8 protein-coding genes and 2 rRNA genes (1 of these 10 running past the window's edge) are annotated in these 12,635 nt (G+C 63.3%); 9 read left to right on the top strand and 1 reads right to left on the bottom strand.

The window, feature by feature from the left end; translation table 11 throughout:
- The 9 genes from ACYAF3_RS10240 to ACYAF3_RS10200 form a co-directional block, all read left to right on the top strand.
- Nucleotides 1-1,753 (top strand): 23S ribosomal RNA (locus tag ACYAF3_RS10240); it begins 1,138 nt to the left of the window's first position.
- 144 nt (nucleotides 1,754-1,897) lie between these two features.
- Nucleotides 1,898-2,013, top strand: a 5S ribosomal RNA gene (gene rrf / locus ACYAF3_RS10235).
- A 403-nt stretch (nucleotides 2,014-2,416) separates the two neighbouring features.
- The gene (pstS, locus tag ACYAF3_RS10230) at nucleotides 2,417-3,388 is read left to right on the top strand and encodes a phosphate ABC transporter substrate-binding protein PstS (protein ID WP_003096673.1); all 972 of its coding nucleotides are present in this window, start codon (nucleotides 2,417-2,419) and stop codon (nucleotides 3,386-3,388) included.
- Nucleotides 3,389-3,810: 422 nt separating this feature from the next.
- Nucleotides 3,811-5,844: an ABC transporter permease subunit gene (locus ACYAF3_RS10225; RefSeq protein ID WP_003121319.1), complete on the top strand. Its 2,034-nt coding sequence runs from the start codon at nucleotides 3,811-3,813 to the stop codon at nucleotides 5,842-5,844.
- A 19-nt stretch (nucleotides 5,845-5,863) separates the two neighbouring features.
- On the top strand, nucleotides 5,864-7,540 hold the full coding sequence (pstA, locus tag ACYAF3_RS10220; protein WP_003096667.1) for a phosphate ABC transporter permease PstA: 1,677 nt from the start codon (nucleotides 5,864-5,866) through the stop codon (nucleotides 7,538-7,540).
- Nucleotides 7,541-7,555: 15 nt separating this feature from the next.
- Nucleotides 7,556-8,389: a phosphate ABC transporter ATP-binding protein PstB gene (pstB, locus tag ACYAF3_RS10215; protein WP_003096663.1), complete on the top strand. Its 834-nt coding sequence runs from the start codon at nucleotides 7,556-7,558 to the stop codon at nucleotides 8,387-8,389.
- Nucleotides 8,390-8,484: 95 nt separating this feature from the next.
- A complete protein-coding gene (phoU, locus tag ACYAF3_RS10210; RefSeq protein ID WP_003096661.1) occupies nucleotides 8,485-9,213 on the top strand; it encodes a phosphate signaling complex protein PhoU in 729 nt (242 codons plus the stop codon).
- Between the two features lie 118 nt (nucleotides 9,214-9,331).
- Nucleotides 9,332-10,234, top strand: a complete 903-nt coding sequence (locus ACYAF3_RS10205) for a response regulator (RefSeq protein WP_003096657.1) — start codon at nucleotides 9,332-9,334, stop codon at nucleotides 10,232-10,234.
- A gap of 115 nt (nucleotides 10,235-10,349) precedes the next feature.
- Nucleotides 10,350-11,249: a peptidoglycan DD-metalloendopeptidase family protein gene (locus ACYAF3_RS10200; protein WP_003121317.1), complete on the top strand. Its 900-nt coding sequence runs from the start codon at nucleotides 10,350-10,352 to the stop codon at nucleotides 11,247-11,249.
- A 34-nt stretch (nucleotides 11,250-11,283) separates the two neighbouring features.
- On the opposite strand, the gene ACYAF3_RS10195 is transcribed toward ACYAF3_RS10200, so the two are convergent.
- Nucleotides 11,284-12,624, bottom strand: a complete 1,341-nt coding sequence (locus ACYAF3_RS10195; RefSeq protein ID WP_003096655.1) for a hemolysin family protein — start codon at nucleotides 12,622-12,624, stop codon at nucleotides 11,284-11,286.
- Between the last annotated feature and the right edge of the window lie 11 nt (nucleotides 12,625-12,635).

Here is a 12,635-nt window from a genome sequence, read left to right as displayed (position 1 = left end):
CACACCGAAGCTGCGGGTGTCACGTAAGTGACGCGGTAGAGGAGCGTTCTGTAAGCCTGTGAAGGTGAGTTGAGAAGCTTGCTGGAGGTATCAGAAGTGCGAATGCTGACATGAGTAACGACAATGGGTGTGAAAAACACCCACGCCGAAAGACCAAGGGTTCCTGCGCAACGTTAATCGACGCAGGGTTAGTCGGTTCCTAAGGCGAGGCTGAAAAGCGTAGTCGATGGGAAACAGGTTAATATTCCTGTACTTCTGGTTACTGCGATGGAGGGACGGAGAAGGCTAGGCCAGCTTGGCGTTGGTTGTCCAAGTTTAAGGTGGTAGGCTGAAATCTTAGGTAAATCCGGGGTTTCAAGGCCGAGAGCTGATGACGAGTCGTCTTTTAGATGACGAAGTGGTTGATGCCATGCTTCCAAGAAAAGCTTCTAAGCTTCAGGTAACCAGGAACCGTACCCCAAACCGACACAGGTGGTCGGGTAGAGAATACCAAGGCGCTTGAGAGAACTCGGGTGAAGGAACTAGGCAAAATGGCACCGTAACTTCGGGAGAAGGTGCGCCGGCTAGGGTGAAGGATTTACTCCGTAAGCCCTGGCTGGTCGAAGATACCAGGCCGCTGCGACTGTTTATTAAAAACACAGCACTCTGCAAACACGAAAGTGGACGTATAGGGTGTGACGCCTGCCCGGTGCCGGAAGGTTAATTGATGGGGTTAGCGCAAGCGAAGCTCTTGATCGAAGCCCCGGTAAACGGCGGCCGTAACTATAACGGTCCTAAGGTAGCGAAATTCCTTGTCGGGTAAGTTCCGACCTGCACGAATGGCGTAACGATGGCGGCGCTGTCTCCACCCGAGACTCAGTGAAATTGAAATCGCTGTGAAGATGCAGTGTATCCGCGGCTAGACGGAAAGACCCCGTGAACCTTTACTGTAGCTTTGCACTGGACTTTGAGCCTGCTTGTGTAGGATAGGTGGGAGGCTTTGAAGCGTGGACGCCAGTTCGCGTGGAGCCATCCTTGAAATACCACCCTGGCATGCTTGAGGTTCTAACTCTGGTCCGTGATCCGGATCGAGGACAGTGTATGGTGGGCAGTTTGACTGGGGCGGTCTCCTCCTAAAGAGTAACGGAGGAGTACGAAGGTGCGCTCAGACCGGTCGGAAATCGGTCGCAGAGTATAAAGGCAAAAGCGCGCTTGACTGCGAGACAGACACGTCGAGCAGGTACGAAAGTAGGTCTTAGTGATCCGGTGGTTCTGTATGGAAGGGCCATCGCTCAACGGATAAAAGGTACTCCGGGGATAACAGGCTGATACCGCCCAAGAGTTCATATCGACGGCGGTGTTTGGCACCTCGATGTCGGCTCATCACATCCTGGGGCTGAAGCCGGTCCCAAGGGTATGGCTGTTCGCCATTTAAAGTGGTACGCGAGCTGGGTTTAGAACGTCGTGAGACAGTTCGGTCCCTATCTGCCGTGGACGTTTGAGATTTGAGAGGGGCTGCTCCTAGTACGAGAGGACCGGAGTGGACGAACCTCTGGTGTTCCGGTTGTCACGCCAGTGGCATTGCCGGGTAGCTATGTTCGGAAAAGATAACCGCTGAAAGCATCTAAGCGGGAAACTTGCCTCAAGATGAGATCTCACTGGGAACTTGATTCCCCTGAAGGGCCGTCGAAGACTACGACGTTGATAGGCTGGGTGTGTAAGCGTTGTGAGGCGTTGAGCTAACCAGTACTAATTGCCCGTGAGGCTTGACCATATAACACCCAAACAATCTGATGATTGTGTGTTGTAAGGTGAAGTCGACGAACCGAAAGTTCGCATGAACCGCAAAACACCTTGAAATCACATACCTGAATCCGGATAGACGTAAGCCCAAGCGAACGGATATCCAACCGAATTGCTTGACGATCATAGAGCGTTGGAACCACCTGATCCCTTCCCGAACTCAGAAGTGAAACGACGCATCGCCGATGGTAGTGTGGGGTCTCCCCATGTGAGAGTAGGTCATCGTCAAGCTCCTATCCCAAAACCCCTGGTCAGCGATGACCGGGGGTTTTGCTTTTGCGCGCGGAAAAAGGCGTGCTTCCTCGCTTCTTTTCTCGACTGCGAATGCCGGCGGCGACTGTCACAATTGCCCTGGAAACTACCCATCCTGCATGAAACGGATGGACGGCTACCTCCCCCAGGCGGATCGAAAACGCGCTCCAGAGGGCCTCCCCGGCCCCTCCGTGAAAGGCTGGAGCCCTTGTGTTTCCAGGCTTTTAGGGGTGTGGCAGGGCTTCTCCCCAGGCTTGCGGAAAAATGTCGGAAGGCTGATGGCATTTCATCCAACTGTCACATTCCTTTCATAGAGTCTTCATGCGGCCTGACGATACTGGCCCCCGTTCCATCCAACCCCATCCTGTCCAAGGAGCAAGGCATGAAACTCAAGCGTTTGATGGCGGCCCTGACGTTCGTCGCCGCAGGCGTAGGCGCCGCTTCCGCGGTAGCCGCGATCGACCCGGCGCTGCCGGAATATCAGAAAGCCAGCGGTGTGTCGGGCAACCTGTCGAGCGTCGGCTCCGACACTCTGGCCAACCTGATGACCATGTGGGCCGAGGAGTACAAGCGCCTCTATCCGAACGTGAACATCCAGATCCAGGCTGCCGGTTCTTCCACCGCGCCGCCGGCCCTGACCGAAGGCACCGCCAACCTGGGCCCGATGAGCCGCAAGATGAAGGACGTCGAGCTGCAGGCTTTCGAGCAGAAGTACGGCTATAAGCCGACCGCCGTCCCGGTCGCTGTCGACGCCCTGGCGATCTTCGTGCACAAGGACAACCCGATCAAAGGCCTGACCATGCAGCAGGTCGATGCGATCTTCTCCGCTACCCGCCTGTGCGGCAGCAAGCAGGACGTGAAGACCTGGGGCGACCTGGGCCTGACCGGTGACTGGGCGAAGAAGCCGGTGCAACTGTTCGGCCGCAACTCGGTTTCCGGCACCTACGGCTACTTCAAGGAAGAAGCCCTGTGCAAAGGCGACTTCCGTCCGAACGTCAACGAGCAGCCGGGTTCGGCTTCCGTGGTGCAGTCGGTCAGCCAGTCGCTGAACGGCATCGGCTACTCCGGTATCGGCTACAAGACCGCCAGCGTGAAGACCGTGGCCCTGGCCAAGAAGGAAGGCGCTGCCTTCGTCGAGGACAACGAGCAGAACGCCCTGAACGGCACCTACCCGCTGTCGCGCTTCCTCTACGTCTACGTGAACAAGGCGCCGAACAAGCCGCTGGACCCGCTGGAGGCTCAGTTCCTCAAGCTGGTCCTGTCCAAGACCGGCCAGCAGGTCGTGGTCAAGGACGGCTACATCCCGCTGCCGGCCAAGGTGGCCGAGAAGGCGATCAAGGAACTGGGCCTGTAATCCAGTGACTTGAGCGGATGGCCCAGCGATGGGCCGTCCAGGCATGAAGGCTCTGCCGGCGGGCGCTAGGATCCGCCGGCCTTTCCCGCCAGCGAGGCTCTGCTGGCGGGCTTTGTTGCGTCATGTTGCTGTCATCTGTCTGTCATACAGAGCCTTTAGGGTGTCACCCCATGAACGACATGGCCAACTCCCCGATGAACTCCTCCCTTGCTCCCGAGCGGATTGACTTCAATACGCCAGCCCTGCAACGCAAGCGCCGCATCCGTGCCCTCAAGGACCGCCTGACCCGCTGGTACGTGCTGGTCGGCGGCCTGGCCGTGCTGGCGGCAATCACCCTGATCTTCTTCTACCTGGCCTACGTCGTGCTCCCCCTGTTCCGCGGCGCCGACCTGGAGACCCGCGAAGCGCTGACTCCGGCCTGGATGCAGCAGGCGCAGGTGCCCCTGCTGCTCAGCATCGAGGAGCAGAACCAGGTGGCCATGCGCGTCGGCGGCCAGGGCGAGATTCTCTTCTTCAACGCCAAGACCGGTGTCGAACTGAAGCGTGTCGCTCTGCCGCTTCCGGCGGGCAGCGAGATCCGCTCGATCGCCCAGGACCAGCCGGGCAGCCCGACGGTCGCCCTGGGCCTGTCCAACGGACAGGTGCTGGTGTTCCAGCACACCTACAAGGTCACCTACCCGGACAACAAGAAGACCATCACCCCGGAGATCGCCTTCCCCTACGGCGAGACCCCGATCGGTCTCGATCCGCAGGGCCGCCCGCTGGAGCATGTGAGCATCAATGCCGGCGACGACAGCCTGCTGCTGGCTGGCTCCGTCGACAAGCAACTGCTGCTGTTGAGCATGACTCGGGAAGAGAACATGCTGACCGGCGAAAGCACGCTGGACGAGGAGCGCATCGAACTCCCGCAGATCGCCGAACCGGTGAAAGCCATCTACCTCGACCCGCGCAAGCAGTGGCTGTACGTGATCAACGGACGTGCCACCGCCGATGTGTTCGACCTGCACAGCCGCCAGTTGAACGGTCGCTACAAGCTGCTGGAAGACCCCAACGCCGAGGTCACCGCGAGCACCCAGCTGCTGGGCGGCATCTCGCTGCTGGTGGGCGACTCCAAGGGTGGCATCGCCCAGTGGTTCATGGCTCGCGATACCGACGGCGAACCGCGCCTGTCGCACGTTCGCGACTTCAACCTGGATGGCGCGCCGATCAGCGCCATCGCTCCGGAACAACGGCGCAAGGGCTTCATCGCCTTGGACGAGAAGGGCAACCTCGGCGTCTTCCACAGCACCGCGCACCGTACCCTGCTGGTCCAGCCGGTCGCCGACTCTTCCGGGGTCATCACCCTGTCGCCGCGGGCCAACCGCCTGCTGCTGGAGCAGGGTGGCAAGATCCACCGCTTCGCCCTGAGCAACCCGCACCCGGAAATCTCCTGGAGCGCGCTCTGGGGCAAGGTCTGGTACGAGAGCTACGACAAGCCGGCCTACGTCTGGCAGTCCACCGCCGCGACCACCGACTTCGAACCGAAGCTGAGCCTCTCGCCGCTGACCTTCGGCACGCTCAAGGCCGCCTTCTACGCGATGATCCTGGCAGCTCCGCTGGCCATCGCGGCCGCCGTCTACACCGCCTATTTCATGGCTCCGGCGATGCGCCGCAAGGTCAAGCCGGTGATCGAGCTGATGGAGGCGCTGCCGACGGTGATCCTCGGCTTCTTCGCCGGCCTGTTCCTGGCGCCCTACGTCGAAGGCCACCTGCCGGGTGTGTTCAGCCTGCTGTTGCTGACGCCGCTGGGCATCCTTCTTGCCGGCCTGCTCTGGAGCCGCCTGCCCGAGCGTATCCGTCTGAGCCTGCCGGCCGGCTGGGAAGCCGCGCTGCTGATCCCGGTGGTGCTTGCCGTCGGCGCCTTCGCCCTGTGGCTGAGCCCGCACCTGGAGACCACCTTCTTCGGAGGCGACATGCGCCTCTGGCTGAGCCACGACCTGGGCATCACCTACGACCAGCGCAATGCCCTGATCGTCGGGCTGGCAATGGGCTTCGCGGTGATCCCGAATATCTTCTCGATCGCCGAGGACGCCATCTTCAGCGTGCCGCGCAGCCTCACCTACGGCTCCCTGGCACTGGGCGCCACGCCCTGGCAGACGCTGACCCGCGTGGTGATCCTGACCGCCAGTCCAGGCATCTTCTCGGCGCTGATGATCGGCATGGGCCGCGCCGTCGGCGAGACCATGATCGTGCTGATGGCGACCGGCAATACCCCGGTGATGGAAGTGAATATCTTCGAGGGGATGCGCACCCTGGCGGCCAACGTCGCGGTGGAGATGCCCGAGTCGGAGGTCGGCGGCAGCCACTACCGCGTGCTGTTCCTCTCGGCGCTGGTACTGCTGACGTTCACCTTCGTGATGAACACCCTGGCAGAGCTGATCCGTCAGCGTCTGCGCAAGAAATACGCGTCGTTGTAAGCGGCGGAGGTATAGCTCTGTGAAACAGAAACAGGAAACCGTCAAAGCCTGGTTCGGCAGCGGCTCGCCCTGGGTGTGGATGAACGCCGGCGCGGTGTCGATCGCGGTGATCATGACCATCGGCCTGCTGGCGGTGATCGCGGTACGCGGCCTCGGCCACTTCTGGCCGGCGAACGTCATCGAGGCGACTTACCAGATCCCTGGCGAAGCCGCCAAGACCGTGATCGGCGAGGTGGTCCAGGCCGAGGAAGTACCGCGCGCGCGCCTGCGCAGCGCCGGCATGCCGGTCCCGGAGGCCGGCCCCGAATTCATGACCCGCGAGCTGCTCAAGCTGGGCAACCGCGAGCTTTACGGCAGCGATTTCTCCTGGGTCGTCGGCGAGTGGCTGCAGGACATCAAGCGTCCCGAAGCGCTGATGGTTCTCGAACGCCGCGAGTGGGGCAACTTCTACGGCTACCTGCTGAGCGTCAAGGAGAACGGCCAGGTGGTCGCCGAAGGCGACGCCGCGGTAGGCGAACTGCAGAAGCGCATGCAGCGGGTGGATGACCTCTACGCCAAGCTCTACAAGCTGGAGAAGGGCGACATCGGCGGGATCAACCACGGTCTCGAGCGCCTGCGCCTGAAAGAGCGCAAGTTGCAGTTGGACGGCAAGCTGGACGCCGCCGCCCAGGCCGACCTGGCCGCCGAGCGCAGCGAGTTGCAGGCGCGCTACAAGGTCCTGGAAGAGCAGCTCAACGGCCTGCACCAGGAGTTCAACCGCGACAGCGTGGTAATGCGCGACGCCAGCGGCCGCGAGAGCGAAATCACCCTTGGCAAGCTGGTGCATGCCTACCAGCCCAACGCCATGGGCCTGGGCACCAAGATGACGGTGTACTTCAAGAAGCTCTGGGAGTTCCTCAGCGACGATCCGCGCGAGGCCAATACCGAGGGCGGTATCTTCCCGGCGATCTTCGGCACCGTGATGATGACCCTGGTGATGGCGCTGATCGTCACCCCGTTCGGCGTGATCGCTGCGGTCTACCTGCGCGAGTACGCCAAGCAGGGGCCGCTGACCCGGGTGATCCGCATCGCCGTGAACAACCTCGCCGGCGTACCGGCGATCGTCTACGGCGTGTTCGGCCTGGGTTTCTTCGTCTACGTGCTGGGCGGTTCCATCGACCGGCTGTTCTTCCCCGAGGCCCTGCCGGCGCCGACCTTCGGTACCCCCGGGCTGTTCTGGGCCTCGCTGACCCTGGCGATCCTCGCCGTGCCGGTGGTGATCGTCGCCACCGAGGAAGGCCTGGCGCGGATTCCGCGCGCGGTCCGCGAAGGCTCCCTGGCGCTCGGCGCGACCAAGGCGGAAACGCTGTGGAAGATCGTCCTGCCGATGGCCAGCCCGGCGATGATGACCGGCCTGATCCTCGCCGTGGCCCGTGCCGCCGGCGAAGTGGCGCCGCTGATGCTGGTCGGCGTGGTGAAACTGGCACCGTCGCTGCCGGTCGACGGTAACTATCCGTACGTGCATCTCGACCAGAAGATCATGCACCTCGGTTTCCATATCTACGACGTCGGTTTCCAGAGCCCCAACGTCGAGGCCGCACGGCCGCTGGTATACGCTACGGCGTTGCTGCTGGTCGTGGTGATCGCCCTGCTGAACTTCTCCGCCATCGCGATCCGCAATCGCCTGCGCGAGAAGTACAAGGCCCTGGAAAACTGATTGAGGGAGCTTCCCATGCAAAACGAGACCGCCAGCCACGGCATCAACTTCGATGCGCTCGGCCGCGACCGCCAGAGCCTCGACCTGGCTTCCGAAAGTGTCGAACTGGAAGTGCCCGGGCTGAACCTGTTCTACGGCGCCAAGCAGGCCCTGTTCGACGTCCGGATGAACATTCCGAAGCAGCGCGTGACCGCCTTCATCGGCCCGTCCGGCTGCGGCAAGTCGACCCTGCTGCGCTGCTTCAACCGGATGAACGACCTGGTGGATGGCTGCCGCGTCGAAGGCGAGATTCGCCTCGATGGCCACAACATCTTCGCCAAGGGCGTCGACGTCGCCGAGCTGCGCCGGCGCGTCGGCATGGTGTTCCAGAAGCCCAACCCGTTCCCCAAGAGCATCTACGAGAACGTGGTCTACGGCCTGCGTATCCAGGGCATCAACAAGAAGCGCGTACTTGACGAGGCCGTCGAGTGGGCGCTGAAGGGGGCTGCGCTGTGGGAGGAGGTGAAGGATCGCCTGCACGAGTCCGCCCTCGGCCTGTCCGGCGGCCAGCAGCAGCGCCTGGTGATCGCCCGGACCATCGCGGTGGAACCGGAAGTGCTGCTGCTCGACGAGCCGTGCTCGGCGCTGGACCCGATCTCCACGCTGAAGATCGAAGAGCTGATCTACGAGTTGAAGTCGAAGTTCACCATCGTCATCGTTACCCACAACATGCAGCAGGCCGCGCGGGTTTCCGACTATACGGCGTTCATGTACATGGGCAAGCTGATCGAGTTCGGCGACACCGATACGCTGTTCACCAACCCGGCGAAGAAGCAGACCGAAGACTACATCACCGGCCGCTACGGCTAGCGGCGCGTCCGGAGGCGCGGCGATACCGCTGCCTCCGGCGCTCTCCGTAGCTCGTTGATGTCACCGGTCGCAGCGGCTCCAGAAGGATTCCCCACATGATCAACAAAGACAGTCTCACCCATCACATCTCCCAGCAGTTCAACGCCGAGCTGGAGGATGTGCGCAGCCACCTCCTGGCCATGGGCGGGCTGGTGGAAAAGCAGGTCAACGACGCGGTCAACGCGCTGATCGACGCCGACTCCGGCCTCGCCCAGCAGGTCCGCGAGATCGACGACCAGATCAACCAGATGGAGCGCAACATCGACGAGGAGTGCGTGCGTATCCTCGCCCGGCGTCAGCCGGCGGCCTCCGACCTGCGCCTGATCATCAGCATCTCGAAGTCGGTGATCGACCTCGAGCGGATCGGCGACGAGGCCTCCAAGGTCGCCCGCCGCGCCATCCAGCTGTGCGAGGAAGGCGAGTCGCCGCGCGGCTACGTCGAGGTTCGGCACATCGGCAGCCAGGTACAGAAGATGGTGCAGGAGGCACTGGACGCCTTCGCCCGCTTCGATGCCGACCTGGCGCTGTCCGTGGCGCAGTACGACAAGACCGTCGATCGCGAGTACAAGACCGCCCTGCGCGAGCTGGTCACCTACATGATGGAAGACCCGCGGGCGATATCCCGCGTGCTCAACATCATCTGGGCCCTGCGCTCGCTGGAGCGCATCGGCGACCATGCGCGCAACATCGCCGAGCTGGTGATCTACCTGGTTCGCGGCACCGACGTTCGCCACATCGGCCTGACCCGCATGAAGGAAGAGGTCGAGAACAACCGCGGCGAGTGATCTTCCGCAGGCAAGGCTCCCTTGACCTGGAGCCTTGTTTCTTCGCGCGACTGCAGCAAGGCTTGGCATCCTGCCAGCAGGGGAGGCTATCCTAGGCGGACCTGTCCAGGAGAAGTCGATGAGCAAAGTCAGCGCGCTAGTGGTGGATGACGCCCCCTTCATCCGAGATCTGATGAAGAAAGGGTTGCGCGACAACTTCCCCGGCCTTCATATCGAGGAGGCCGTGAACGGCCGCAAGGCCCAGCAACTGCTCAGTCGGCAGAACGTCGACCTGATCCTCTGCGATTGGGAGATGCCGGAGATGTCCGGCCTCGAACTGCTGACCTGGTGCCGTGCCCAGGAAAACCTCAAGACTACCCCGTTCATCATGGTCACCAGTCGCGGCGACAAGGAGAACGTGGTCCAGGCGATCCAGGCCGGGGTGTCGGACTACATCGGCAAGCCATTCTCCAATGACCAACTGGTGGCCAAGATCAAGAAGGCCCTGAGCCGCAGCGGCAAGCTGGAAGCCCTGGCGGCCCACGCGCCGCGCCGGGAGATCGCCAGCGGCATGGCCAACGATTCGCTGGCCGCCCTGACCGGTGGTCGCGCCGAGGTGATCAAGCCCGCCGCCAGTCCGGCAAAACCGGCCCCCGCGCCGAAGCCGGCTTCGGCTCCCCAGGCCAGCGCGCGTCCCGCCGGCAGCGGCAACCCGCTGGGGCAGGCGCAATTGCGCCTGCCGCAGAGCAGCATGCCCTGCGTGATCAAGGCGGTCAGTCTGAAGGAAGCGCAACTGGTGGTGAAGCGCGCCGACCCGTTGCCGCAGGTGCTGGAAAGCGCGGTGCTGGACCTCGAGGAAAACAGCGACGTGGCGCGCCTGAACGGCTACCTGCACGCCATCGCCGCGCTGGAGCCGAAGCCGGATAGCGATTGGCTGCTGTTGACCCTGCGTTTCGTCGACCGCGACCCGCAGAAGCTCGACTACCTGTCGCGCCTGATCGCCCGCGGAAGTACCCAGAAGCACTACGTTCCCGGCGCCTGAGCGGTTTTTTCCCGACGATCCGTTCACAGCCCGCTCGCTGTCGTCTCGCCCTGGCAATAAAGCGCTGCTAGTCTTGCCGATTCGGGATAACCAGAACGACACGATCCGTGCAGTCATGCTAGGGCGCCTTCTCCTTCTCTGTGGCCTGTTCGCCGCGGCAGCTCCGGCTGCGGCCCTGACCATCTACAAGTACACCGACGCCAATGGCGTGGTGACCTACTCCGACCGCGCCGTGGCCGGGGCGCAGGTGTTCGTCTTCCGCGACCGGATGGTCGAGCACCTGGAACGGGAAGTGAAGCTGGAGACGAAGAAGCACGCGGGTGGCGAGACCCTGCAGGTGCGCAACGACCTCTACGCGCCGGTCGAGGTCGAGTTGCGGATCCGCAACCCGCGCAATGCCGTTGGGGTGCCCGACGGGCCGATTCGCTGGGTGGTCCCGGCGCGCAGCCAGGTGCGCCTGGCGACCCTGGCGCCGCGCAAGGCCGGCAAGCCGATGAGCTACGCCCCGAAGCTGCGTTACGCGCTCGGCGACCCGCGCCAGCAGCCGCTGCTCTATCGCTATCCGCTGCCCTGGCGCGGCGGGCCGTTCCGCCTGTCCCAGGGCGCCAATGGCAAGTACAGCCACTTCACCCCCAAGGGCCGCTACGCGATGGACATCGCCATGCCCGAGGGCACGCCGATCATCGCTGCCCGCGGCGGCACCGTGGTGAAGATCGAGAACAACCAGAGCGGGCGCGGCAACAATCCCTCGGGCAACTTCGTCCGCATCCTGCACGACGACGGCACCATGGGCGTCTACCTGCACCTGATGCGCCATTCGGTACTGGTCGCCGAGGGCCAGCGGGTCCAGGTCGGCACGCCGCTGGCGCGCTCCGGCAACACCGGCAACAGCAGCGGGCCGCACCTGCACTTCGTGATCCAGCGCAACGTCGGCCTGGCGCTGGAGTCGATTCCCTACGACTTCGCCCAGCCGGTCGACAGCCTGCCGAACTTCGCCATCGTCCGCGAGCCTTGAAAAGTCGCCGGCGCCGTGGCGGCGCCGGCTCGTCTCAGTCGAGCTTGACCACCTTGGCCAGGACGATCTTCGGACCGCGCATCTTCTTCACGATGATCCGCAGGCCCTCGGTGTCGAGGACTTCCTCTTCCTCCGGCACCCGCTTCAGGGTGTCGTAGACCAGCCCGGCGAGAGTGTCCGCCTCGACATGATCGAGGTCGATGCCGAGCAGGCGCTCGAGCTTGAACAGCGGTGTGTCGCCGCGCACCAGCAGCTTGCCCGGCTGGTAGGCGAGGATGCCGCGCTCGGTCTTGCGGTGTTCGTCCTGGATGTCGCCGACCAGCACTTCCAGCACGTCCTCCATGGTCAGGAAGCCGACCACCTTGTGATCGGCCTCTTCCACCACGGCGAAGTGCGCGCCGCCCTTGCGGAACTGCTCCAGCAGGCGCGACAGCGGGGTGTGCTTGGTGACGATCTCCAGCGGGCGCACCAGTTCGTCGAGGTCGAAGGTCTCCGGCAGGCTGTCCAGGGCGGACAGCGCCAGCAGCAGGTCCTTGATGTGCAGCAGGCCGATGAACTCGCCCTTGTGGCTGTCCCAGACCGGGTAGCGGCTGTACTTATGGCGGCGGATCACCGCGAGGATGTCCGCCAGCGGCGCGTCGTGCTCGAGGTAGACCAGGTCTTCGCGGGAGTTGGCCCAGTCGACCACCTCCAGTTCGCCCAGCTCCACCGCCGAGGCCAGCACGCGCATGCCCTGGTCGCTGGGGTCCTGGGCGCGGCTGGAGTGGAGGATCAGCTTCAGTTCGTCGCGGCTGTAGTGATGCTCGTGGTGCGGGCCGGGCTCGCCCTGGCCGGCGATCTTGAGGATGGCGTTGGCGCTGGCGTTGAGCAGCCAGATCGCCGGGTACATCAGCCAGTAGAAGAGGTACAGCGGCACCGCCGTCCACAGCGACAGCAGTTCCGGCTTGCGGATCGCCCAGGACTTGGGCGCCAGCTCGCCGACCACGATGTGCAGGTAGGAAATGATGAAGAACGCGGTGAAGAAGGAGATACCGCGGATCAGTTCGTCGGAATGCACGCCGATCATCGCCAGCAGCGGTTCCAGGAGTTCGGCGAAGGCCGGCTCGCCGACCCAGCCCAGGCCCAGGGAGGCCAGGGTGATGCCCAGCTGGCAGGCGGACAGGTAGGCGTCCAGCTGGTTGTGAACCTTGCGCAGGATGGCGCCGCGCCAGCCGTGCTGCTTGGCGATGGTTTCCACGCGGGTGGCGCGGAGCTTGACCATGGCGAACTCGGCGGCGACGAAGAAGCCATTGAGCAGGACGAGGAAAAGCGCGAAGAGGATCAGGCCGGCATCGGCGAAATAGGTGGCGATGCTGGTACTAGGAGAAGGGTCCATGGGGGTGTGCG

The sequence above is a fragment of the Pseudomonas sp. TZ252 genome, from assembly GCF_056110345.1.
Note: the sequence above shows the minus strand (reverse complement) of the source record. Positions and strands in the feature narration are given on the sequence as shown.

What these genes read in the sequence shown, in the direction of transcription:
- ACYAF3_RS10225 (WP_003121319.1), top strand. Translation starts at nt 3,811, where the DNA reads ATGCAGCAGGCGCAGGTGCCCCTGCTGCTCAGCATCGAGGAGCAGAAC.
- phoU (WP_003096661.1), top strand. Translation starts at nt 8,485, where the DNA reads ATGATCAACAAAGACAGTCTCACCCATCACATCTCCCAGCAGTTCAAC.
- pstS (WP_003096673.1), top strand. Translation starts at nt 2,417, where the DNA reads ATGAAACTCAAGCGTTTGATGGCGGCCCTGACGTTCGTCGCCGCAGGC.
- ACYAF3_RS10200 (WP_003121317.1), top strand. Translation starts at nt 10,350, where the DNA reads ATGCTAGGGCGCCTTCTCCTTCTCTGTGGCCTGTTCGCCGCGGCAGCT.
- ACYAF3_RS10195 (WP_003096655.1), bottom strand. Translation starts at nt 12,624, where the DNA reads ATGGACCCTTCTCCTAGTACCAGCATCGCCACCTATTTCGCCGATGCC.
- pstB (WP_003096663.1), top strand. Translation starts at nt 7,556, where the DNA reads ATGCAAAACGAGACCGCCAGCCACGGCATCAACTTCGATGCGCTCGGC.
- ACYAF3_RS10205 (WP_003096657.1), top strand. Translation starts at nt 9,332, where the DNA reads ATGAGCAAAGTCAGCGCGCTAGTGGTGGATGACGCCCCCTTCATCCGA.